Source organism: Limnobaculum zhutongyuii, from assembly GCF_004295645.1.
GTDB classification, from domain to species: Bacteria; Pseudomonadota; Gammaproteobacteria; order Enterobacterales; family Enterobacteriaceae; genus Limnobaculum; species Limnobaculum zhutongyuii.
This window is the reverse complement of the sequence record NZ_CP034752.1, coordinates 112,800-136,540: the sequence shown is the minus strand read 5'-3', so window position 1 is coordinate 136,540 and position 23,741 is coordinate 112,800. Positions and strand designations below refer to the sequence as shown.

At 47.1% G+C, this 23,741-nt stretch carries 21 protein-coding genes; 2 read left to right on the top strand and 19 right to left on the bottom strand.

Going from position 1 to position 23,741, the window contains the following annotated elements:
• Nucleotides 1-13: 13 nt before the first annotated feature.
• Nucleotides 14-427 (bottom strand): small heat shock chaperone IbpA, encoded by a 414-nt coding sequence (ibpA, locus tag EKN56_RS00280; protein ID WP_130589984.1) that lies wholly within the window; start codon nt 425-427, stop codon nt 14-16.
• A gap of 298 nt (nt 428-725) precedes the next feature.
• Here ibpA and EKN56_RS00275 point away from each other — a divergent pair, with 298 nt between their 5' ends.
• Nucleotides 726-1,106 carry a YceK/YidQ family lipoprotein gene (locus tag EKN56_RS00275; RefSeq protein ID WP_246019916.1) on the top strand — a complete coding sequence of 127 codons (381 nt, stop codon included), beginning with the start codon at nt 726-728 and terminating at the stop codon, nt 1,104-1,106.
• Here the strand turns inward: EKN56_RS00275 and EKN56_RS00270 are convergent.
• From EKN56_RS00270 to EKN56_RS00190, 17 genes are all read right to left on the bottom strand, one after another.
• Nucleotides 1,090-2,097: a LacI family DNA-binding transcriptional regulator gene (locus tag EKN56_RS00270; protein ID WP_130589983.1), complete on the bottom strand. Its 1,008-nt coding sequence runs from the start codon at nt 2,095-2,097 to the stop codon at nt 1,090-1,092. The two genes, EKN56_RS00275 and EKN56_RS00270, sit on opposite strands and share 17 nt — an antisense overlap.
• Nucleotides 2,098-2,203: 106 nt before the next feature.
• Entirely contained in the window at nt 2,204-3,712 is a 1,509-nt protein-coding gene (locus tag EKN56_RS00265) for a tripartite tricarboxylate transporter permease (protein ID WP_130589982.1), read from the bottom strand.
• An 18-nt stretch (nt 3,713-3,730) separates the two neighbouring features.
• Complete coding sequence (locus tag EKN56_RS00260) at nt 3,731-4,192, bottom strand: tripartite tricarboxylate transporter TctB family protein (RefSeq protein WP_130589981.1); 462 nt, start codon at nt 4,190-4,192, stop codon at nt 3,731-3,733.
• A gap of 46 nt (nt 4,193-4,238) precedes the next feature.
• Complete coding sequence (locus tag EKN56_RS00255) at nt 4,239-5,210, bottom strand: tripartite tricarboxylate transporter substrate binding protein (protein ID WP_130589980.1); 972 nt, start codon at nt 5,208-5,210, stop codon at nt 4,239-4,241.
• On the bottom strand, nt 5,207-6,277 hold the full coding sequence (locus tag EKN56_RS00250) for a sialidase family protein (RefSeq protein ID WP_130589979.1): 1,071 nt from the start codon (nt 6,275-6,277) through the stop codon (nt 5,207-5,209). Before EKN56_RS00250 ends, EKN56_RS00255 begins: the two co-directional genes overlap by 4 nt.
• 14 nt (nt 6,278-6,291) lie before the next feature.
• A complete protein-coding gene (locus tag EKN56_RS00245; protein WP_130589978.1) occupies nt 6,292-7,218 on the bottom strand; it encodes a dihydrodipicolinate synthase family protein in 927 nt (308 codons plus the stop codon).
• 1 nt (nt 7,219) lies between these two features.
• Nucleotides 7,220-8,878, bottom strand: coding sequence for a signal transduction protein (locus EKN56_RS00240; protein WP_130589977.1), 1,659 nt, complete (start codon nt 8,876-8,878; stop codon nt 7,220-7,222).
• 25 nt (nt 8,879-8,903) lie between these two features.
• Nucleotides 8,904-10,502 carry an FGGY-family carbohydrate kinase gene (locus tag EKN56_RS00235; protein WP_130589976.1) on the bottom strand — a complete coding sequence of 533 codons (1,599 nt, stop codon included), beginning with the start codon at nt 10,500-10,502 and terminating at the stop codon, nt 8,904-8,906.
• A 217-nt stretch (nt 10,503-10,719) separates the two neighbouring features.
• Entirely contained in the window at nt 10,720-11,442 is a 723-nt protein-coding gene (locus EKN56_RS00230; protein WP_130589975.1) for a carbonic anhydrase, read from the bottom strand.
• A gap of 470 nt (nt 11,443-11,912) precedes the next feature.
• The gene (lysM, locus tag EKN56_RS00225) at nt 11,913-12,359 is read right to left on the bottom strand and encodes a peptidoglycan-binding protein LysM (RefSeq protein WP_130589974.1); all 447 of its coding nucleotides are present in this window, start codon (nt 12,357-12,359) and stop codon (nt 11,913-11,915) included.
• A 134-nt stretch (nt 12,360-12,493) separates the two neighbouring features.
• A complete protein-coding gene (locus EKN56_RS00220) occupies nt 12,494-13,783 on the bottom strand; it encodes a DUF3748 domain-containing protein (protein WP_130589973.1) in 1,290 nt (429 codons plus the stop codon).
• A gap of 657 nt (nt 13,784-14,440) precedes the next feature.
• Nucleotides 14,441-15,742, bottom strand: coding sequence for an MFS transporter (locus EKN56_RS00215; protein ID WP_130589972.1), 1,302 nt, complete (start codon nt 15,740-15,742; stop codon nt 14,441-14,443).
• A 210-nt stretch (nt 15,743-15,952) separates the two neighbouring features.
• Entirely contained in the window at nt 15,953-17,101 is a 1,149-nt protein-coding gene (gene dgoD, locus EKN56_RS00210; protein WP_130589971.1) for a galactonate dehydratase, read from the bottom strand.
• Entirely contained in the window at nt 17,098-17,715 is a 618-nt protein-coding gene (locus tag EKN56_RS00205; RefSeq protein WP_130589970.1) for a 2-dehydro-3-deoxy-6-phosphogalactonate aldolase, read from the bottom strand. The genes dgoD and EKN56_RS00205 overlap by 4 nt, the downstream gene beginning before the upstream one ends.
• Entirely contained in the window at nt 17,699-18,604 is a 906-nt protein-coding gene (locus EKN56_RS00200) for a 2-dehydro-3-deoxygalactonokinase (protein ID WP_130589969.1), read from the bottom strand. The genes EKN56_RS00205 and EKN56_RS00200 overlap by 17 nt, the downstream gene beginning before the upstream one ends.
• Nucleotides 18,601-19,299: a FadR/GntR family transcriptional regulator gene (locus tag EKN56_RS00195; RefSeq protein WP_130589968.1), complete on the bottom strand. Its 699-nt coding sequence runs from the start codon at nt 19,297-19,299 to the stop codon at nt 18,601-18,603. Before EKN56_RS00195 ends, EKN56_RS00200 begins: the two co-directional genes overlap by 4 nt.
• 344 nt (nt 19,300-19,643) lie before the next feature.
• Nucleotides 19,644-21,743, bottom strand: coding sequence for a DUF1176 domain-containing protein (locus EKN56_RS00190; protein WP_168189571.1), 2,100 nt, complete (start codon nt 21,741-21,743; stop codon nt 19,644-19,646).
• A 208-nt stretch (nt 21,744-21,951) separates the two neighbouring features.
• On the opposite strand from EKN56_RS00190, the gene EKN56_RS00185 reads away from it, so the two are divergent.
• Nucleotides 21,952-22,914: a threonine/serine dehydratase gene (locus EKN56_RS00185; RefSeq protein ID WP_130589966.1), complete on the top strand. Its 963-nt coding sequence runs from the start codon at nt 21,952-21,954 to the stop codon at nt 22,912-22,914.
• A gap of 28 nt (nt 22,915-22,942) precedes the next feature.
• On the opposite strand, the gene EKN56_RS00180 is transcribed toward EKN56_RS00185, so the two are convergent.
• Nucleotides 22,943-23,470, bottom strand: coding sequence for a GNAT family N-acetyltransferase (locus tag EKN56_RS00180; protein WP_168189570.1), 528 nt, complete (start codon nt 23,468-23,470; stop codon nt 22,943-22,945).
• Nucleotides 23,471-23,741: the final 271 nt, after the last annotated feature.

Sequence of the window (23,741 nt, the reverse complement as noted above, 5' to 3'; positions counted from 1 at the left end):
CCTCAAAATTCGATTACTTGATTTCGATACGGCGTGGCTTTGAAGCCTCTGGAATAACCCGTGCCAGTTCGATATACAGCAAACCATTTTCTAAATGAGCGCCTTCAACCTGAATATGTTCAGCCAGTTGGAATTTGCGTTCAAAATTGCGCTCGGCAATACCTTGATAAAGGTAAGTTTTTGCCGGTTCCTGGCTCTGTTTGGCACCGCGTACCACTAACAGATTGGGCTGAGCGGTAATCTCCAGCTCACTTTCAGCGAACCCGGCGACCGCAATAGCAATACGGTAATGGTGTTCATCAACCAGCTCAACGTTATAGGGAGGGTAGCCGCCGTTGCTTTGGCTCTGGCCTGACTCAAGGGTATTCAGCATCCGGTCAAAACCGATGGCCGAACGATACAGTGGGGAAAGATCAAAATTACGCATAAAACATGCCTCCTAAATAAATCAGCGAGGTTGAATAACATCATCTTCCTTACAGGACAGATGAACTTCCAGCGATCAGCAACCCTATTGGCATTGCTTTATCGATCACACTTAACAAAATGGAGGCATAAATTCATTTTTCAACGGCAAAAATCCATTTCTAAGCTAAATTTTATAGCGACGCGCAATTATCTGGTGTTACTTATTCAAATTTAGATAGTTGAGTGCTATAACGTTGCTCTTCAACTCAATATCATTAACTGTCAGAGCGGATTATACGTTTTGTGGATAGCAAACAATGATGACAACTGTTAAAGGTTTTTTACTGCCCATTTGCGTCAGTACAACCATGTTTGCACTTTCTGGTTGCTCCAGCCTGATGGCTCATGTGGCGCCTTATGAGAAGTATTATCCCGGCACTGCCCATGATATTGATATGATTGGTAACGACAATCATGGATGGCTGATGCGCAGCCTGTTAATTGTCGATCTACCCTTCTCTGCGGTGTTAGATACCGTTTTGCTACCTTACGATCTCTATCGAGCCAGCGATACCGAAGGGCGCTCTTCACCACGAAAAACGATTTCAGATTCAGATAAAGAGAAGCAAAATAAAGGCCTGATGAAGGGTTCTGGCTATACGCCACCCCCGCAAGAAAAAGCTAGCGATAAGAAGTAATACGGGCAATCAATTCTGCATCAGCAACAAAAAGCTGACTATCGGTTAAACCATCGATCCTTTGGCGCATCATTTCACACGCCTGTCCCACCAGCGTCTTTTCGTCCTGCCTCATCGACCAGATATTATTGGGCAAAAAGCTCAGCATGACGTGTTCATCAAAAGTACCGATATTAATCTGGCTGGGAATATAGCCATATCGTTCACGCAATACGCTTAACCCTCCTTCCAGAATCGGCAATGAAGAGGAGATAAAATTCACCGGAAACTCACCGTGCTGTTCAATAAACTGATTCATCATCAGTTCACCATCTTCAACCCGGTTATGATCCGCATAAGAGAGCTGTGATTTCTCCGGTGAAAAACCTGACTCATCACTGGCCCTGACATACCCTTTCAAACGTTCAGCAATAGTTGGCAGCCCGGCATCACCCACAAAGAAATGAATAGGCTGTTGAATTTTATCCAGCATGGCGCGAGTCAAACGATAACCACTTTTGCAGTTATCGGTAATGACACAGGAAGCGCCTTTAATGCCAAAATCCCGATCGAGAAAAATCAGCGGCTTATTACGATGTTTAACGTGATGGGCCTGACTTTTGGCATCAACTGAAACTATAAAAATACCGTCTACGTTGCGTTCTTCCAGCGATTTCACCAGTTTATTTTCATATTTAGGATCGCCATAGGTACAGCAGATCATCAACTGATAACCGGCTTCCCGGCAGCGGATTTCCAGTAACTCCGCCAGTGCCGCAAAGAAAGGGTTTGATAAACGGGGGATGACCAGGCCAAAGGTCTCAGTCTTGTTCAGTTTAAGGCTTCGCGCAGTATGGTTAACAGTATAGCCATGTAATTCAACATATTGGGCTATTTTTTCCTGCGTTTTTACGCTGATGCGATACTGTTCAGCCTTACCATTTAATACTAAACGAACCGTAGTAATGGATAAGTTTAAATCATTCGCAATCTGCTCTACCGTTTTAGCCATGACGTCTCGTTGGTTCCATTAACTGATTAAACATGGTGAATACTGATAGTGCAGGATATGGCAAATTTTCTGCTACCGCACGCCATATCCTGCGGGTATCACAATCTTATCCCCGACGAACTTTCATCAGTGATTTGATTTTCGGTCCAAATACAGGCAGAAGTAATGTTAGCACTGCAATAGCCAAAAATGTTGCACATATTGGACGAGTCAGTAACACCATCGGATCGCCTTCCGACATCATTAGTGCCCGACGCAGGTTAGATTCTGCCATTGGGCCAAGAATAATACCAATGACAATGGGTGACATAGAAAAATCCAGCTTAATCAAAATATAAGCTAAGAATCCCGCGCCCATCATAACGAAGACATCGGTCATACTGTGGTTAACCGAGTAGGCACCTACAGAACACAACATTAGAATAATCGGCACCAGCACACGACGTGGAATATCCATCACTTTAGCGAACAGGCGCATGCCCATAAAACCCATGATGCCCATAAATACGTTGGCAGCAAATAAACCGATAAAGATGGAATTTACTTCAACCGGATGGTCGGTAAACAGCTGAGGACCTAACGCCAGCCCCTGCACCATAAAGGCTCCCATAATGATGGCTGTTGCCCCATCGCCAGGAATACCCAGCGTCATTAATGGAACCATCGCACCCCCCGCTACCGAGTTAGCACCTGCCTCCGGCGCTGATACCCCTTCAGGAGAACCATGACCAAACTCTTCAGGATGCTTAGACCAGCGTTTCGCTTCGTTATAAGCGATAAAAGACGCGATATCACCACCAACGCCAGGCACTGCGCCAATACCGGTACCAATGACCGAAGAACGAACATAGGTAGGTAACACACGTTTAAAATCGAGCCAGGTTGGCAAGATACGTGTGATATTCGCCCGAATAATCTTTACCTGCCCGGCAATACGCTCACGATAATCCTCTTCAAAACTTAGCAATCCCTGAGAAAAAGCGAACAGCCCGACCAGCACCGGTATAAACGAAACGCCGCCCATTAAGTAAATAGAGTCAAAAGTAAAACGCATTCCGCTAGTCATTGGATCCAGACCAATGGTGGCAATAAACAAACCAATTCCACCACCGATCAATCCTTTAATAATCGAGTTAGATGAAACGCTGGTGATAATACTGATACCAAATACTGCCAGAGCAAAATACTCTGCTGCGGAGAAACCGGTGGCTACTTTTGCCAACAGAGGTGCAATCAGCACCAATGCGATAGTACTAAACAGACCGCCAAACATGGAACCCATGGTTGACAGACCTAACGCACGGCCCGCTTCACCTTTTTTCGCCATTGGATAGCCATCCAACACAGTCGCGGCGGACGCAGGCGTACCCGGCGTACTAATCAAAATAGCCGTAATTGAACCGCCATATACAGCACCACAATAGACCCCCAACAGTAAAAGGATCCCGGTCATCCCCTGAAAGGAATAGGTCAACGGCAGCAGTAAGGCGATGCCCATGTTGACGGTTAATCCCGGCAGCGCACCAATAATAATGCCAGCCAGCACCCCCAACAAAATCATTGATACGGTTTCGAGGCTGAATACGATAAACAGGGCTTCTAAAACTTCATTCATAGCGATCCCTTTATCCTTTTATTCTAAGAATTCAGATACAGGCAGAGGGGAATTAAAAATCAGGGTGAATGAGACATAGATAGTGGCCACAATCACAACTGAAATCAGCGCCAAAAACCAGGCCCGTCGCTCACCCATCATCCACATCACCACCGGGCTCAACAGCAGCGAAGCCACAATAAAACCGGTATAGTTAAGCAGTACGCCATACAGCACCATGACAATCGCCAGCACATAAGCTCTACGCACCGGCAGAGAGGTCAGATCAACTGAAACACCCGCCGTTTTTACACGCTGAACGGCCACTTCAATCCACTGTAAAACGCCTAATCCAATAAATAACCAGGCCAGACCATAAGGCCAGAAACGCTCTCCGGGCACGCCGAATTGATCAAACATGCTCATCTCCCGGGAGAGATACATAATGGCGCCCCCCAGAAGAACCGAGAGTAAACCGACAAGAATATTTAATTTCCGCATGACATCGTCTCCCTCCTGCCGGCGAACCGACAGGAGATACCGTTATTTATTTTTTCATGGTTTCGTCGATCAGCGTTTTATACATCTCATCATCTTCTTTCATCATGTTGTAAGCATCATCACCGGCAATCACTACTGGCATAATGCCTTGCTTCTTCAATGCTTCCTGATAGGCTGGTGTTTTCACCACTTCAGTAAAGGTATTTACCAGCTCTTGTTTCACGTTATCCGGTACTTTAGCGGTCGTTGCCAGTACCGCCCAGGCGCGCATTTTGACGTTAACATCCAGACCTAACGCCTCTTTAAAAGTCGGTACATCCGGGAACAGTTCAAAACGTTTTTCGTCCATCACACCCAGCACTTTCAGAATACCGGCATCAACCTGAGATTTTACCGAGCCCGGCGTGGTTAATACTGAATCAATGTGACCACCCACTAACGCAGCAATAGAAGGTCCGGTACCTTCGTTATAAGGAATATGGTTAAACTTCACATCCATGGTTTTTTCCATATTTACCGCAGCCAAATGGTAAATTGCCCCCATACCAGAGTTACCCACTTTTAACTTCCCCGGATTAGCTTTTGCTGCATCAATAAACTCTTGCAGCGTGTTATAAGGCGATTTGGCATTGACCACCACCGCAACCGGATCGGCAATAGTTGTCACCAACGGCGTAAAATCTTTGTAAGTCACTGGCGATTTGCCCTGATGTGGGAACATCGCCAGTTCAACGGTGGTCATCACCAGCTTATAGCCATCTGGCTTAGCTTTTGCCACTTCAATCAGCCCGGTCAGGCCGTTACCAGCAGGCTTATTCACTGGAACAAACATGGTTCCTTTAGGCATACGATCGCGGGCAAACTCAATCACGGTACGGGCTGAAGTATCAGTACCGCCACCAGGATTTTTAGGAATAACTACTTCAATGTTTTTGGTAGGGTAAGTGAGCGTTTGCTCCGCCTGAACCATCCCGAAGGGCAGCATTAGCGCGAGCAGAGGAAGCAGATTTTTTTTCATGAGGGCACTCCATTATTATCATTATCAGACGTTATTTTTTGGTACACGATGTTCTTACGATTCCATGTGTAGGTCACATGGAGTGTTTCACCATTGGCGATAATCGCCGGGTAGGAAAATTCTCCTTCACCATTTTCCAGATCTAACGGAATCGACCAGGTTTTGCCGTTATCCTGCGATACATTGATTGAGATGGGATAGCGACGGTTCCAGTTGCCTTCGATAGGGTTATAAGCCAGCACCAGACTGCCATTTCCCAGTCTTACTACATCAACACCACTGTTATTATTTGGCAGTGCTGTTTCATAGGCCGGACACCAGCTACGGCCGTAATCCATTGAATCACTGCGGTAAATGCGCCCACGAGTACTGCGCATCATGGCATGCACCTGACCGGGGGCGGACTCCCATAATGTTGGCTGAATCACGCCATCCCATTCAAATACGCGTTGCAGATCGGTTTCCCACAGCGCGTCATCTTTTAAACCTTGCCAGATATCACGTTCATTTGCAGATACCGGATGAATATGAGCAATCGGGATGTCCACGCGCTGCCAGCGTTCACCCAAATCGATGGAGATATCAACAAAAGCATCCCAGTAGCGATCGTTCTCTATAGAGGAAGGAGCCAGCCACTCACCATTGGACATCACCAACAGCTTGTTTTTAACCGGGCCGCGAGGCAACGAATCGCCTGGTACTAACTCCTGGGGTTGACTCCAGCTATAACCGCCGTCACCGGATGTAACGTAGCGCGTTATCCAGTGATGTACATCCGGCCCCACTTTATAGAACAGCCATAACGTACCGCACTGGTAGTGTAAAACCGGATTCCAGTGCGCCAGGCCATCCTGAGCAATGGCTCTTTGCGCTGGTTGCCATTCGCCCTTAACGCAGCGAGACAGCCAAATCGCCGTATCACCGCTGGCCTCTTTTTGCCCGGCAAAGTAGGCTACCAGCAGTTGATCGCTTTCTGGCAGCACCACTAATGTTGATGCATGACAGTTATTAAAAAGCTGATGATTCACATCCAGTAAAAACTGCGAAGATTGCTTAATAAAATGCATCTTATGATTTTTCCTTATAGCTCCAGATAGCGACGAATATCCTGCCCCAAACGCACCATGCCATTAATGGCCTCCGGATAGAATGTTTGCAGATATCCGCTGCTATCCCGCACCCGGCAGGCAATAGTATGGAAATTTCCAATGGATTGTTGAAAATTTTTCGCACAAACCGGGTAATCCAGATTTTCAACTAATGCTGCGGTAGAGAGATAATCGGATAATTTGCGGGCCTTTTCCGGCTCGGCCTGCCAATTCTCATACAGCCAGACATACAGATCGGGATGGAAGTTGGCCATAACACCGCTAAAGGCCTGACACCCCGCCTGAAAAGAGGCCAGCAGCGTCTGGCTATTGGCGTTCGCCAGATGTAAACGACTGCCTTTAGCCAGCTCAAGACGACGCTTAATCATGGTCAAATCGCAGCAGGTATCCTTAATGAAAGTGTAACGACCACTTTGAGCACACCAGGCAACTGTCTCTTCCGACAGCAGGCGTTTATAGGGGTAAGGGCACTCATAAATACCTAAGTCTACCGATACCGGTACCTGAGCCGTTAAACGCTGCAAGGTTTCCAGAGCTTTATCGTTGCTTTCACCCGCCAGCGCCAGACGATTGCTAATCATAATCACGCCATCAACGCCGGTTTCAGACATACTAATCAACTGCTCGCTCTGGTGACTAAACGCATTAGCCGTGTGACCAGATGCCACTACAGGTACCCGACCATCAACTTTTTCTACGATAAAACGCACCAGTTTTCTGGCTTCTTCATCGCTTAAAAAGAACATTTCACTCGACTGACAATCGGCAAATAACCCGTGAACACCGGCAGCCAGATACCACTCAATCAGCTTTTCCAGTGACTGCCAGTCGATCTCTTTACGTTCATCAAAGGGCGTTAGCATCACTGGCCAAACGCCGGTATATTTTTTCTGGTTCACGTTATGCTTCCTTTTGAAGCGCATGCAGTGCATCGCCCGCCACTTTTATCTGAATCCCCTGAGTCAGCGATTGAGCGACAAACGCCCGCAATACGCTACGCAGCTTAGCCTGTTCTACATAAGCAATAGTGATATGGTTACTCTGATGTCCTGACATCAAGTCATCACGCTGCACCCCGTCCAGAACGCAGTTAAGCAGCGGCCATTCATAGTTAGTCGCCCGGCGGCGGCGTTCAAACTCGTCTGCGGGTAATTCAACGGCATGACCAGTACCAATATGCATCACCACCTTGGTTCCTTCATAATGAGCCCGCGCCCAGATAAAACGTCCGGCTTTACCCTGTCCGCAAATGGTTGAACCACCATAAGGGAAGAACATCGGCGGCTGGCGATATCCTGTTGCGCCAGCAATACCGCCTTTCAGGTGCTCAAACGGTACTGCACCAGAGATTTCCATATCCCAATAGAAAGTCCCCCGATATTCACTGCCCCAACGAATATCATGTAGCGTGGTTTCGGCTGGTAATTCCAGTGAACTTAGCAAACGCCATAACATGGTTTGAGGAATAGCGGTGCCCATATCCACTTCATTAATGCAGGGAATCGCCTGATTTGGACAGATAATATCACCCTGCTCATCCGGGATAGGGAAACGTTCCGTTGAACCAATGGCACCTTCCGCAAAGTCTGAGGCAGCACAGCTATCCTTCAGTCCCTGCTGATACTGAACGCCCACCGCCGATAAACCAAAACGTTTTACAAAACGCGCCATGGCTATCATCATGGCACACTGCTCTTTAACCTGTTCACGCGTCAACTCAATGGCGCTATCCTGACCAAACTGGAATTTCATACTGCGTTGTTCATACCAGTTCAGACAAGCTTCCCTTAATTCATCGGGCACTTTTGCCATTTCAACCAGCAAGGCGGACTGCGATAATGACTCCAGCGGCATACCTATATTAACCAGCGCCTGTTGTGGAAATACGCCGTTAATCATCCCCATGCAGAAAGTATCGAATAATCCCAAAATCTCTTTATGCTGCAAAATATATTCGCCGACTTTGCGACCCACGGCACCCTCTGGGGTGGCCATAACCGGATGTGTCGGCGCCACATCATGTAAATAGTTATTCTTATGCTGTAATGAACCATAACGCAGCCAGGTCTGCAGACCCTGCATAAAAAACTCATCATCAAAGCTTTCTGACCATAAACGAGAATAGGGTTTATCCAGACTGGTTAAGGTTCCGGCCAGGCAAAGCATGCCGACTAATCCCGGCCAGGTACCGTCAAAATTGGCCAGTAGCAACACCGGACCACGATGATGCGCAAGCGATGGGGCAATATGGTGTGAATATTGCCAGGCGGTTAACAGCACAATCACTGGCGCGTCAGGTTCAATCGCAGCAAACAAATCGCAGCCTTCACGCTGACTGCTGATAAAACCATGACCACGACTTTGACTCACCGGATGAGCTCGCTTCATGGAGTAACCCAGCTGTTCCAGAGCCTGCTCTAGCTTATCTTCAAATTTCTTCTGTACCGGCCAGCAGGTAACGTTTGCCGGTTCACGTAAATCCGCGTTAGTGACCATCAATACCTGCTTACTTTTCGCCCCTATTTTCGCCGGTGACGGTGGCAGATTAAGTTTTAACACGTTGATTTTCCTGTTCTGATAAAGTTTACGCTAATAATTCGGCATTACTCATCATCTGGTGGTAACGCTGCTGAGCCTGATACATCTGTAAATAGACCTGATACTTAGCCTGATGAAATGAAGCCGTTGAATCGTCGGGCTGGATACTGTTTCCATATCGAACCATCGCTCCGGCCGCCTGAGAAAAATCAGAAAAGGCACCGCATGCCACGGCTCCCAGTAAAGCAGCACCCAGCGTAACCGCATCCTCTTCCTTCGCCAGATGGATCGTGCGTTGAGTCGCATTGGCATACTCTCTGAGCCAAAGCGGATTTTTAGTCGCACCGCCGCACAAAATAAGGCGCTCAATCTGATGGCCTGACTCTTCCAGTACGTCGATGATATGGCGGGTGCCATAGGCGATAGCCTGTAGGGTGGCTAAATAGCGTCGGGCCAATGCATCCAACCCCATCTCCAGCGACAGGCCAGACTCCATGCCTTTCGCATCAGGATTAGCGCGGGGAGAACGATTGCCGTGGTGATCCGCCAGAATATGAAGATGATAAGTAGGATACGGATGCTGCTGTTCAAGCTGAGCAACTCGCTGATTGAGAATTTGGTAGTAGCTGCACTGCTGGCGTTTAGCCATCTCTTCCAGTTCTGGCCAGGCATCGCTCTGGCGTAACGTCCATTCAACCAGTGCACCAGCAGCACTTTGCCCACCTTCGTTGAGCCACCAGTCAGGGATCATCGCGCTAAAGTAAGGCCCCCAAACGCCGGGTACCATCACGGCTTGTGGGCTGACAACCATATGACAGTTAGAGGTACCACTGATAATGGCCAGGCTAGCTTGTGGTTTCGCGGCCACCAAAGCTAATCCACCGGCGTGAGCATCAATGATTCCGCTGGCAATGGTCACATTGGTATGTAACCCAAACTGGTGCGCCGTTTCCGGACAGAGCATGCCCGCTTTTTCCCCCAGATTTAACACCGTAGCGGGTACTTTGTCGGTTAATTCTGTCAGCCCTACGGCATCCAACAAGCTGTGGCTAAAACGCCCTTCATGAGAAAGATAGTTCCACTTGCAGCTTAGAGTACAAATACTGGCTACATCAGCAGCGCTGGCTCGCCAGACCAGATAATCGGCTAAATCAAAAAAGCGCCATACCTGCTGATAGCGTTGTGGATAATGCCGTTTTAACCAAAGGATTTTCGGCAACTCCATCTCAACGCTGACTTCACCCCCGACATATTGCAACGCAGGGTCATTGGTCAGGTTAATTTCCATCGCTTCATCCATGGCCCGATGGTCCATCCACATGATGATATCGCGCTCCATATCATCGTCTTCAGCAACTGAAATTGGTGAACCATCTTGTGCAACAGCAACCAGTGAGCAAGTAGCATCGAAACCAATGGAGCAAATAGAGTGGATATCAACCTGAGATAACTCAACAGCCTCTTTTACCACCGCACACACCTGCTGCCAGATATCTGCAGATGACTGTTCAACCATATTCGCCCGGGAGTGAAATTGCTGAATCGCCCGAACGGAAAATGCCAGGCGTTCCCCCTGTGAGGTAAATACACCAGCCCTGACACTGGCAGAACCTACATCAACGCCGATAAAAAATTGCTGCTCCACAAAGCCTCCAAACTCAATGCTGCGTCGAGTTAGCAACTTATGAAAGCAAGGAACAAAAAACAATCAAATTGTTTAAATTATGTGATATTGATCGAAATGAAGAAGATAACCAACTGAAATAGAATAGATAATATTTTTGAGTAAATCAGGAAGGAAAAACGACATAATCCAGCCAGCGTTAATCTGAAATTATTAACGCCGGCAGGACGCAGTTTACTTAGTCTTTCAGAACTTCACGGGCATTAATTGGCTGAACCGGGCGGTTATTTGGATGGCCCATCAGCGTGGTAAATGCTTGAATTTGTTCATGGCTGGCAGTGATTTGATTTTTCAACACTAACCAACGAACGCCTTCAGTACAAGGAGGAGTGGTCAGTGAACCGCTAAAGCGATAGTAGTGCAGGTTAGCTGGCAGTAAATCTTTGGCATTGATCTTTTGATCATAAGTCACCGTTTCACCCGTCTTAGGCATCTCTTTCCACAGTTTAGCCAGCGTTGGGTTAGCTTTACCCTCTTTCACCATAACGGCTAACACGGTCAGTTCACCCTTACTGTTAGCATGAACGAAGTGAATCTCCATAGGGAAAGATTTACCTTCGATTTGGTTTTCACCCGGGGTATGGAAATGGAACTGTTTCAGTTCAAATGGCATACCATCAACATCAATTTTGCTACCTGGTGCATAATTAACCTGTAATGTATGGCCATTGTTCACCATATTTTCTGCGCCCGCAGCATAAGTAATATGGAAAGGTTTTAGATCGGATTTCACGGTACCGGTCAGGTTAACCGGTGACTGGTTTTGAGCGTGGCAAGCAGCAAATTCTGGTGCTAATTCTGCCCAATGCTCAGGCCCGGCTTCGCCGCTATATTCCCAATGAGGAGATGCAAGCGCACTAAAAGACAATGCCAGACCACAAACGGCGATAAACGTTTTCACATTATTTCCTTTCAAAAATTAACCAGAACAATATTAGAGGGATATGACAAGTATCAGTCGAATTCAATATTGCTAACATCCCTGGACGCATCGGAAAAACAAAATCCCGTGTTGGTTAATTATATATTTGTTCAAAACCACATGAATCAACTGAGCTGTAATTAACCCCACGCAAAGTGTAATAATATGTAACTTATTGATATAGCATAAATAACACACAGGCTTTATTTATACTAACTCAATGAAAAATAATATAACTTTGTTAAACAGGCATTATTAATGTTCAATAAAGCTCGAAGAAATGAAATATGAATCTAAAACTTAGCCTGTTTATTCTATTTAGTACCAAAAATAAATAAGAATTACTTTCAATAATATAAAAAGGCGTGAAACAGCCAAACAAAAATAAATAAAAAACCCCCAAACCTATTAAAGTTTGGAGGCTTTTAAATCAATTAATTAATAACTGATTATAATTTAGGAATACGCAGAACTTGTCCTGGATAGATTTTATCCGGATGGCTTAACATTGGTTTGTTAGCTTCAAAAATCTTCTGGTATTTGTTGGCATCACCATACTGGGATTTAGCAATCGCACCCAAGGTATCGCCTTTCTTAACGGTATAGAAGTTACCTTCTTCTGAAGGTTGAATAACAGAAACTTGATCCTGAACGTTACCGATAGATGCAACGTTACCCAGAATAACCATCAGCTTCTCTTTCAGCTCCTGATCCGCAGCTTCACCACCAACGATCACGGTGTCGTTTTCTACTTTAATATCAACTTTATCTGAACCAGGCAGACCCATTTTATCTAAGTGCGCCTTCAGTTTTGCTGCTTTATCTTCTGGTTTGCTAGAGACACTATCCCAAAGCTTTTCGCCTGCTTCCTTAACAAAATTGAATAACATTCCCATTATATTCTCCAACAACAGTTAAAATGTTTAAACACCACTCATTTCCACTCAAACCCGTGGCGAGCCACATCGTCAGCGAGAGACAAGCGCTGTTTATAGTATATCCCACGAACCGCCCACACACTAATTTTGTGTTAATCCGGTTCAGTGGCGGTAATAAACAATTGAGAAAAACCGTCTACTTTTCGCATATAAGCGATATATTCACCATTGGGTGAAAACACCACCGCATCCGCACAAAGGTGGTTTACACTCTTTTCCGTTAACCGTTTAACCACACCGCTATTAACGTCACATAATACAATGCTGCCATCCATAACGAAGGCTAAACTACGGCCATCCGGACTCCAGCTAAATGCGGAATCTACGCCATAACCACCGTCAGTTACCTGTTTTAACTCACCGCCTGACGGCGAAACCAACCAAACCTGCACCACATCGAAATCATCTTTCATCAGGAAGGCAATTTTGCTGCCGTCGGGTGAACTGCGGACCCAGTGGCGCGGGGAAGAGACTACCCCCGGAAAACGGCTATCGCCGGTATAAGTCAAACGACGCTGGTTCACGTCGGCTGGCGGTGCCGGCATCTGTTCTGCCGTTCCGGTTAGTGGGTACTCACCGGGTTTAGCGTAATCATCCAAATGCTCAGGTAAATCAACAATAAAAATTTCTGACAGTTTGCTGCCATCTTCCGCTCTGGTATCGCCAATAAACGCCAGCGCCCAACGCTGGGTCGTGCCCTGAGCAGTAATATACCCCTGGTTTCCTACCCATCCCTCTTCATAAGCCCGGCTGATCTCATCGCTGCCAGCTTCAGGGACCAATACTGTTGAACTCACCAACACACAGAAATGGCTACCGTCATATTCTCGAACATGTTGTTTTTCCACATGAACCGCATGTAATGGTACTGCGACGCCAATATTACGCTGATCGAACTGTGGCCCTTTCTCATGCATCACGTGATCGTTATAAGTGAAGCTTAGTCGACTGCCGTCCGGACTAAAAACATGTACATGGGAACCGCCGCGTAGCGCGCCGTTAGTAAAAGGTGGGGTAATATCTAATGCATCCAGAGTCACTGCATGCTTTCGGTCGGGTTCGGTCACTATCACACCGCGGCGGTGATGGAAGTCATAGTGCCACTGCTCATCCGGCTTCTCCGGACTGTGGATAAAGGCATAGCGTACCGGTTCAACCGGGCTGGCCGTCACTACACCAACATAACTCTGCGGTTCTGCCTGATAAACAATTTCAACTTCGCAGCTATTAATATTCACCCGTTCGATTGTCTCGCCGGTAAACGACGAACCATCAGGCCGGACATCATAAACCAACCACTGACTGTCCGGTGTCCATACGTTAACGTTAGTTAACTGGTGGTTGCAGGGCGTATAGGTAATTTGTTTTTCTGTATCACGCATCGATGTGCTCCTACCTTGTCGCCTGTACGAATCTTTATGTTGCAAGATAAATTTTCAACTGTCACTGAAAGGTTATAAAAAATTCCACCGTTATCGCTATTTCGTCACTGATTAAGAATATTAATAACATAATGATGTTAAATAGATATAGGTGGGAATTGGGGTTACGGCAAGGAGAGATAAGATAAAAGATCTGTTAATACCACCAGACATAAGGTAACTGGTTATTGACCTTCTTAGTGAGTACTGAAATTCAGTTAAGAGAGGGTAACGCAAATGAAAGCGGAGGAAAGTCGTCATGGGCAAGCTCAGATGGCTGACAAAGTCAGATGATTCAGTTTTATGTTTTAGCATAGCCAATCGGAGGGAGAAGGTGCCGTGGGGGTCGACTTGGCGTAAGCCAACGACAAACAGGCGAAGCTTGTTTGAACAGCGCTTGCGCTGGCCCATAAGGGTGAAACACCGCAAGGTGTTTCATAACTGCCCGTAGGCAGCTTATGCCCGACGCGCTCCACAGTTGAGTGCAGACGATCTTCCGGCCGGGCACCGGGATGATATGAGCACATCGCCCTTACGGCCGGAATATACACAATAGTTAATAAGAATAATTTATATAAAACTCAAGGGCTATAACCAATCAGTCATAGCCCCGGTAAATCAGGCTATCCGCTTCACCTCTCCAACCAACAAGATATACGAGAACGCCCCAATTACCGCCACAACGGAGATATAAATCAGCGAAGGAGCAAAACCGTAATTTTGAGCCAGATAACCCACGACCAACGGTACCGTGATACCACCCAGACCGCCGACAAAGTTAAATACCCCACCGGTTAAACCAATCAGGCGAACCGGAGCCAGAGAAGAGACTAACGACCAGGTAATAGAAGCGAAACCATTACCAAAAAACGCGACGGCCATCAGCACCATGATCCAAATCGGATCGTTGGTGTAGTTAGCACCCATAATGCAGGAAGAGAGCAATAAACCGCAGATAATCGGAGTCTTACGGGCAAAACCAATAGATTTACCGCTGCGGGTTAACTTATCGGCCAGTTGACCTGAAAGTAATACACCGAAGAAAGCCGCCAGGAAAGGAACCGTAGTCATAAAACCAGCGGTTAACGCCGCAATCCCTTTTTCCTGAGTTAAATAGTTAGGGAACCAGGTCAGGAAGAACCATAGCATAGAGGTAATGGCGAACTGGCCTAAATAGACACCAATCAGCTTACGGTGAAAAATCAGTTTCCAGTCAGAGCGAGTAAACGGCACTTTCTCTTTTTTCTCAACCAGAGCATCACCATCCACCATACCACCGCCTTGCTCGATAAATTCAAGCTCAGCATTATTTATCCCTTTGCTTTTTCTCGGGCTTTGGTAATTGAAATGCCAAATCAGTGCCCAGACAATACCGATTGCGCCAGTAATAAAGAACACCCAATGCCAGCTCAGAATTTCCTGAACCCAAATCAGCATCGGTGTTAAAAATGCCAGACCAACAAACTGCCCTGAAGTATAGAAGCCAACCGCACCTGCGCGTTCCTGCTCAGGGAACCAACTGGTGACTACCCGGTTATTCACCGGGAACGCTGGGGCTTCAAACAGACCGGTTACAGCCCGCAAACCAATCAACGAGGCTAAGCCACCGGCAAAACCCTGTAAGAGCGTAGCGACTGACCAGCCCATAATGGCGATAAAGTAGGTAAGTTTGGAGCCAACCCTATCCAAAAACCAGCCACCCGGAATTTGACAGGCGGTGTAAGTCCAGGCGAAGGCGGAGAAAATATACCCCATCTCCGTTTTGGTAATGCCAAACTCCTGTTGAATTTTAGCGGATGCCACGGCCAGGTTTGCCCTGTCGACATAACAAATTACCACCGTCACAAAAATCATCAATAAGGTAATATAGCGACGCTTGGTGGGCTTTATTACCTCTACCGAATCGATTGTTTTATCCATTGTAGAGTATCCTGTTTAATTGTTTTTATACTGCCGGAAAATAATAAAAATTGCTCTATTGCCTTATTTATCAACGTAATCAAAACAGACCCGGTCTGATTCAGGCGTAAGGGAACCCCGGCGGGTATTTACGCCTTTTTATTGATTTAATAATTAAACTGACCGGTTAATTACGTTTTACATAAACGCGATGCTTTCACAATGCCATTATTACCACTCGGCAACAGCACCATCCGGATAACGCCAAATCGGGTTACGCCAGTCTGGAGCTTGCTTACTGCGTTCAATCACTAACTCTTCATTCACTTCTACCCCTAATCCTGGTTTGGTTGGTGGATAGAAATGACCATCTTCCATGGAGAAATCTTCTTTATTCAGCACATAATCCAATAGCTCTGCGCCCTGATTGTAGTGAATACCCATGCTCTGCTCCTGAAGCACGGCATTACGCGCCACGAAATCAATATGCAGGCAGGAAGCCAGCGCAATCGGCCCCAGTGGGCAATGTGGAGCAAACGCCACATCGTAAGATTCTGCCATTGCTGCAATCTTATAACACTCGGTGATACCACCGGCGTGGGAAAGGTCGGGTTGAACGATGCCCAAGCCACCATCTGCCAGCACACGTTTAAAATCAAAACGCGAGAACATACGCTCACCGGCCGCAATAGGAATATGGGTCTGTGCTGCCAGACGAACATAATATTCTGCCTGCTCTGCCAGTACCGGTTCTTCAATAAACAGCGGACGATAAGGCTCCAGCTCTTTAATCAGAATTTTTGCCATTGGTGCGTCAACGCGACCGTGGAAATCCAGACCAAACTCAATGCTATTACCAAAGGCTTCACGAATTTCAGCCACTACTGCCACGGCTTCATCCACTTTACGTGAATTATCAATGATTCCCATCTCTTCACAGCCATTCAGCTTAAAGGTATCGAAACCGATACTTTTCAGTTTATTAATACCGGAAATCACATCAGATGGGCGATCGCCGCCTACCCAGCTATAGGCTTTAATTTTATCGCGCACCAGTCCACCCAGCAGTTGGTAAACCGGAACCCCTAACACTTTGCCTTTGATATCCCACAATGCCTGATCGATACCGGAGATAGCACTCATCAGAATAGGGCCACCGCGATAAAAACCACCGCGATACAGGGTTTGCCAGATGTCATTTATACGGGCAGGATCCTGACCGATAATCATCTCTGACAGTTCATGTACCGCTGCTTCAACGCTGCGTGCACGACCTTCTATCACCGGTTCTCCCCAGCCAGTCACGCCTTCATCGGTTTCTACTTTAAGAAACATCCAGCGCGGGGCTAAACGGTATGTGGTGAGTTTAGTAATTTTCATAACTGCACTTCCTTATAGGCTTTAACAAAACGTTGCGCCTGCTGGCGGGTCTGTTCAGGTGACTGACCGGCACGATACAGATCGCTTCCCAGCCCTGCGCCAACACAACCCGCCCGCATATACTGGTGGAGGTTTTCTGGCGTCACGCCACCCACCGCAAACACCGGTACTTCAGGCGGTAAAACGGCTTTGAGCGCTTTAATGTAGTCAGGGCCAAAAGATGAAGAAGGGAATATTTTTAACGTTTGAGCACCGGCTTCCAGTGCGGTAAAAGCTTCTGTTGCCGTGGCACAGCCGGCACATACCGTCATACCAAACTCTACAGAGCGTCGAATAACCGCCGGATTGGTGTTCGGTGTCACAATCATTTGGCAGCCCATCGACGCTAAACGCTCGACGTTAGCAACCGTTAAGACAGTACCCGCACCAATCAGCGCCTGAGAACCAAACTGTTCAACCATCTTCGGAATACTGACCTCCCACTGTGGTGAATTCAGCGGAATTTCAATAGCATCAAAACCAGACTCAATCAGGGCGGAAACGTGGGACTCCACCTCCTGGGGCTTAATACCACGTAAAATAGCAATTAGCGGAAAATTAGTTTTCCAGCTCATAAACCAGACTCCTTATACCGGATTTAAAGGCATCATCTCCATCAATGGCCTGATGTGGGATACCGGCTAAAACCAGCGCTTCGCGATAGCGACTGGTTAAACTCTGGTTACCAATAATCGTGACGCCACGCTGATTCACATCAGCATATTGCTGCTGCATTTGCGCTACTTCATTACCGATAAGCAACCCGGATAGCCACTCCTGAACCACGGAAGGATCTAACTGACCAAGAACATGAGCCGCCCGGGTTTCAAACAGGCGACGGATAATATGAGTTTCATTAAAACCAACGTCCATTCCCTGTCTGAATGCCTGCTGCGATTCACGCTGCACACCAATACCGGCACCCACCAGCGAATGATTAATCAGCAGATGATGCAGTTCACCGGTCATCACCGTCCGAAAATCGGCTACCGTATCGCCATCCATTTGTACCCATTTGCAATGGGTACCGGGCATCACGTAATAGGCGGCTGGTTTTTGTGCATGAGCACCTACTAACTGGGTCTCTTCACCACGCATAACGTTGCAGTTGCCATCCTGATTGATGGCAAGGCCGGGCACAATCCAGGCGCGCATGGGCGCTAGCTGAGTTACCGGCATTAAGTGATGAGAGATCTGACTTAAATTTGCCGGACACATTTGATAAGGAGTAGGAATCCATCCGGCGTTACTACCAATCATGCCGGCCATCACTACAGGGATCCCGTCAGGATACTGAGCCAGCCAGTTATCAAATAGCTGATGAAAAATCGCTTCCGGCAGCTGCCCGTCAAAACGGGTAACGCCCCGCTCAGAACGCAGCGTATCGACGCACAGATCGCCATCAAATAACCAGGCTCTCAGATTGGTTGAACCCCAATCAACGCCGATAAATTGCTCAATCATGTAGACTCCTTCAAACGCTGGGTGGAACTGGCAATCATCGCCAGAGCGGCCTTCTCTGCAGCATCAATATCCTGATGCCGAATCGCATCGTACAAGTCCTTATGCTCCCGCAGGGTGCGCGGCATATTGTCTTCATCCGGCATATAGGTACGCTCAAACACCGCATGTTGTAGCGAACTAATCGCAACGCCCAACTGCTGTAATATTGGATTATGGGTCGCCACCAAAATAGCCTGGTGAAAACGAATATCTGCCTGGTTAAACGCTTCGCGATCCTGACTGTGAATAATCATGTCATTCAGCGCACTTTCAATCTGGACCAATTCCGTAGGCGTTGCGCGCTCTGCTGCCCAACGAGCCATGCTCGGCTCGACTAAATGACGCACTTCATTCATTGAGGCGGTCAACCGGGGGTCATAATCATGCTCAAGAATCCACTGCAAAACGTCACTGTCGAGATAACTCCACTGATTGCGGAAAGTGACAAATGCTCCGCGATAACGCTGCACTTCAACTAAACGCTTTGCTGCCAGTGCGCGCAGCACCTCACGAATAATGTTGCGTGAAGTATTAAATTCTTCACAAAGATCGGTTTCTGCCGGTAACGCAGAACCAGGAATATATTTACCGTGTACGATCTGCTTACCCAGCTCGATAATAATGCGATCGGTTTTGCTCATTTCAGACTGTGGCATCAATAACTCCAGAGTGATAAGTGTCGTTGTTGTACTGAAAACTGTGCTACTTCGGCATCAGTTTTGGCTGCTACCAACTTTATCTGTCTGACCCTCACCTGTCTTGTACACGATGTTAAAAATGGCGAGTATTTCTACTACGATGAAGAGATTGTAATTCAATTTATTTAAATTGTACTACGATCTGGATCGCAAAACGTACAATCTATTTCTAAAAGGAAATTATTTGAATGCTAAAAAAGGCTATTCCGAGGCAAAAAATGTAAGACCGTTTGAAATAGAAAGAGAAAAAAGCAAGAAAAAGGCAGTACACAGGGCACAACTCAATGTGCCCTGCATGTATTTTATCGAGCGAAAATACCGTGGCTTTCTGCCAGATCAACTCGGGAATGGTTAATCGACAGCACAGTTCTTGAGCCGGTCAAATCAACGGAAGTATGGAATGATTCATCTTCTCTGGGGGAAGTAATCACAACAAATGCTTCAACCCCGTCTTTTGGTGTATAGAAGCCAAAAGGAGTACCCACCGAGCCAACATAACATTTTCCTTTTAACCACACCGGGATATCAGCTACCCGCTCAACCGTGTAATGCAACGGATCGCCGGTATAGTAAAACTGCGCATTTTCTTTACTGACTGAAGCCGGAATTGGGCAAATTGGATGATTAAAGCTCCATACAGGGAGGCCATCATGCAACATCTCATCGGACATTCTGGCTAAGCTCTTTTCCAGTTCCGCCAAATCTGCCGCATCCAGAACCACCTCTTTTGGCCGTTCATTTTCTTTCCTCAATGCCAGCGCATACTGATAGCGGATAGTCATCTTTGGTATTTTTGCAGACTGGCTAAACGGCTTTAACAAATAGATATTATCTGTACCAAAAGTACTGTTGCGATAGGCAACATAGACCTGTCCATTGAGTTTGATCCAATAGTCAGCCTGATTAGCACCGCGGCCATTCAACGAATACATGGTTACCGGAACAAACTCACCGTTTTGCGCGCTGGGTCCTACCGGATTAAATTCAGTTTTATATCTTTTTAATACACTGATATCGCTAAACAGCCCCGTACCACCAATATAAGCATCGATAATCAAATCTCGCTGACCGTCTCCATCCAGATCAACCAGCGTATAAGAGGCGCCACGCTGTTCGGTTTCTTCGGCTATCACGTCAGATTTAATAAAAGCTTGCCACTCATCATCACTGATATCGGCTGAGGGTTTTTCTGATGGCAGACGATATTCGCCATTTTGTTCAATATATTGAATGGTAAATTCGGTCTGACGATCGCTGATATGAGAGTAACGCTCCATGACCTTATCAACCGCCAGCTGACTGTCTTTTTTGCGTTCATCTTCTAAAGCCTGATACAGCTGTTTTACTGCTGCATTATCGTCATCAATTTCCTGCTGCGATCTCACCGTACTCACTACGGTATATAAATTCCAGGGGCCACCGGCTTCTATTCCATTACAGGCGCCGGTAGAAAGTTCTTCGCTGATAACAAAACTTTTGCCATCCCATACCCAATTTTTCACCAACCAGCAGTCGCCAAGCCCACGGCCTTTCTGAGACAGATAAATAATGCCATTGCCATAATCGCTGGCTGAAGAAGTAATGAATTTAGGCTCAGTGCTGAAGTTATTATCCACCAGCCAATAGGCCAGACCTTCGTTATAGGCACCGCGCCAGCACAGTACCTGAATCAGTGAGTGTTTAGCGTCAACATTAATGGCTTTCCAGTTATTTTTACCGTCACCAATATCATCAACGCCGTGGCATTCCGCCTCAATCGTTGGCTTTAACCAACGGCTCACTTTATCGACTTGCTCCGGCGTTAAATCAACCGGCGTCGCTTTTTTATTAACGGCAGCGGCAATAATTTCAGGACGAGCAAGAGCCGGTAATACCTCACTTTCGCTTCGGTTTCCTTTACGCAAGATGGCACCCGGCGTGTTCAAACGGCCCTGATACTCATCCATTTTTAATATCACGGCATTAAAACCTGCGCCAGAGAGCTGCCAGCGCTTTTGATCATATTCAAATTCAACCTTTTTATCGCGGATCAGCGCGGCAATCAGAGGCTCGATCTGAGCATCAGATAACTGAAAACGACCATCTTCTCCCGACGCTAACATTCCCTGTGGTTTACCATCAATCCACAGTTTCGCCGTGTTCTGTTTTGGGGGCGTCTGTTCATCATCATTAAAACTGGCAAAAACCAGTGTTCCCTTCACTTTCTGGCCAGCACCTGCATAACGGGTCAATAAAACCGAAAGTTCCCCTTCATTGATGCCATAACCTGCTGCGCGACAGGTACGGGTATTATCACAGGCAATTTCCCATTCTTTATGGGCGAAGGTCATTCCGCCTTCGGTCTCCGCCAGCAGCATGGGGGAAAACATTGCTGCCAGTAATATTAAAATAGCTCTGAACACGGCCCTCTCCCTGAAGAATATCGTTACTTTACTGCCTGCCATTCAAGCCTAGTATATTGATTAACTGTGCCCGTTTCAGAACAAATTCTTAGCAGTGACTCGAATAATTTTATCAAAATATTCTCCCTTTCCACTTTCAGTTAACTTGCCCCTCGACAACTTATCAACCAGAGGATAAAAATAAGTTTACTAACCTAAAGGAGCCGGTATGAATTCCCTCTATCCATTAATCACTGAAGCCCATATGGCAATTCGTCCTCAGGTCAGAACCACGCCGTTGGACTACAGCCCGTTACTATCATTAATCAGCGGCTGCCAAATCTATCTGAAATGCGAACATTTGCAGCATACGGGATCGTTTAAATTTCGGGGGGCCGTAAACAAAATACGTTTGCTGAATGAGACAGCGCGCCAAAGTGGTGTGATCACCGCTTCAACAGGTAATCACGGTCAGGCATTAGCACTGGCGGCTCGGGAAGCGGGCGTAGCCGTTACCGTATATGCTCCCGCAACAGCAGCACAGGTTAAGCTGGATGCCATCCGTGCATTTGGGGCTGATATTGAACTGGTTGAAGGAGACGCGCTGGCAGCAGAGCTTGAAGCATCAAGACAAGCCGGATTACAGGGTAAACCCTTTGTCTCTCCTTATAACGACAAATACATCATTGCCGGTCAGGGTACGTCTGGCATAGAAATAGCAGAACAGATAGACAATTTAGATGCGGTATTTATTGCCGTTGGCGGCGGCGGTTTGATATCAGGTATTGGTACTGCTCTCAAACAGTTATCCCCTAAAACTCAAATTATTGGCTGCTGGCCAGCCAATGCGCCCAGTATGTACGCCAGCCTGAAAGCCGGAAACATTATTGAGGTGGAAGAGCAGGAAACCCTGTCTGATGGTACCGCCGGCGGCGTAGAACCTGGCGCTATTACCTTTCCTGTTTGCCAGCAGGTCATCGATCGTTACGAATTAGTCAGTGAGCAAGAGATCCGCGATGCGATGCGTCTGGTCGCCCGCACCGACCGTTGGATGATTGAAGGTGCCGCTGGCGTAGCGCTTGCAACTGCGCTACGGCTGGCACCTGAATTTCAGGGTAAGAAAATCGCCGTAGTGCTGTGCGGTAAAAATATCGTACTGGAAAAATACATTAATGCAGTAGGCGGTGAATAATACTTCAACCGCTATCCTCTGAACCGTTTCACAGCGGATTCAGAGGATAATGCATCGCCATCCGATAAAAGCGGCTCCATTCCCGCTCACCGGCTAGTGCCTGCTGTAGAAACTCAGGGATTGGCAATGAGTCAAATGCCGTAAAGCCTATACGTTGATAGAAAGGACCATTCCAGGCCACATCACGAAACGTCGTCAGTCCGACATATTGGCACTGTTGTTGACGTGACCATTCAATCACTTGCCTAATCAACTGCTTACCAATACCCCGCCTGCCCACATCAGGATGCACACATACCTCCTGAATCCAGCCCCATTCCCCCACTCGATCCGCCAGAATAAAACCAACCGGCTGGCCATCCTGCTGTGCTACCCATAAGCGATTCTCTACTCGTGCCTGCTGCAATAAATCAGCAGGAATCGTCTCCTGCCGCTGCGGTATTGGCAAAACGGATTCAGGAAAAATCGACGCTGCGGCAGCCTCAATCGGCGCAATGAATGGAATATCAGCCGCAACTGCCAAACCAATCGAATAATTAGTTATTTCACCAGTCATATAAATCCTTTCAACAAAATACATTCCCGCCGTTGCCTCTTGCCCTTAATCCTTTGCCCTTAAAACCCTTGACCTTAAGGAGCACTGGAATCAGCCGACAACTGAAAGAGGGTGGCACGCCCAACAGGGATCTTGGGCGAAGCATGGCTCCGTCTGAAACGAATCCATGCGGGTACGGAGGCGCGGGGAGCAGGGAGCAGGGGCATTCGCCCTAATGCCCCTGCTCGGCCGCCCGTACAATAGTTAATTACTTTTGGCGGACGAAATATCC

Bases quoted from the DNA above. Each gene is read 5' to 3' on its own strand.
- dgoD (WP_130589971.1), bottom strand. From the start codon at position 17,101: ATGAAAATTACTAAACTCACCACATACCGTTTAGCCCCGCGCTGGATG.
- EKN56_RS00220 (WP_130589973.1), bottom strand. From the start codon at position 13,783: ATGCGTGATACAGAAAAACAAATTACCTATACGCCCTGCAACCACCAG.
- EKN56_RS00270 (WP_130589983.1), bottom strand. From the start codon at position 2,097: ATGGCTAAAACGGTAGAGCAGATTGCGAATGATTTAAACTTATCCATT.
- EKN56_RS00255 (WP_130589980.1), bottom strand. From the start codon at position 5,210: ATGAAAAAAAATCTGCTTCCTCTGCTCGCGCTAATGCTGCCCTTCGGG.
- EKN56_RS00275 (WP_246019916.1), top strand. From the start codon at position 726: ATGATGACAACTGTTAAAGGTTTTTTACTGCCCATTTGCGTCAGTACA.
- EKN56_RS00215 (WP_130589972.1), bottom strand. From the start codon at position 15,742: ATGGATAAAACAATCGATTCGGTAGAGGTAATAAAGCCCACCAAGCGT.
- EKN56_RS00185 (WP_130589966.1), top strand. From the start codon at position 21,952: ATGAATTCCCTCTATCCATTAATCACTGAAGCCCATATGGCAATTCGT.
- EKN56_RS00205 (WP_130589970.1), bottom strand. From the start codon at position 17,715: ATGAGCTGGAAAACTAATTTTCCGCTAATTGCTATTTTACGTGGTATT.
- EKN56_RS00260 (WP_130589981.1), bottom strand. From the start codon at position 4,192: ATGCGGAAATTAAATATTCTTGTCGGTTTACTCTCGGTTCTTCTGGGG.
- ibpA (WP_130589984.1), bottom strand. From the start codon at position 427: ATGCGTAATTTTGATCTTTCCCCACTGTATCGTTCGGCCATCGGTTTT.
- EKN56_RS00250 (WP_130589979.1), bottom strand. From the start codon at position 6,277: ATGCATTTTATTAAGCAATCTTCGCAGTTTTTACTGGATGTGAATCAT.
- lysM (WP_130589974.1), bottom strand. From the start codon at position 12,359: ATGGGAATGTTATTCAATTTTGTTAAGGAAGCAGGCGAAAAGCTTTGG.
- EKN56_RS00195 (WP_130589968.1), bottom strand. From the start codon at position 19,299: ATGCCACAGTCTGAAATGAGCAAAACCGATCGCATTATTATCGAGCTG.
- EKN56_RS00265 (WP_130589982.1), bottom strand. From the start codon at position 3,712: ATGAATGAAGTTTTAGAAGCCCTGTTTATCGTATTCAGCCTCGAAACC.
- EKN56_RS00200 (WP_130589969.1), bottom strand. From the start codon at position 18,604: ATGATTGAGCAATTTATCGGCGTTGATTGGGGTTCAACCAATCTGAGA.
- EKN56_RS00180 (WP_168189570.1), bottom strand. From the start codon at position 23,470: ATGACTGGTGAAATAACTAATTATTCGATTGGTTTGGCAGTTGCGGCT.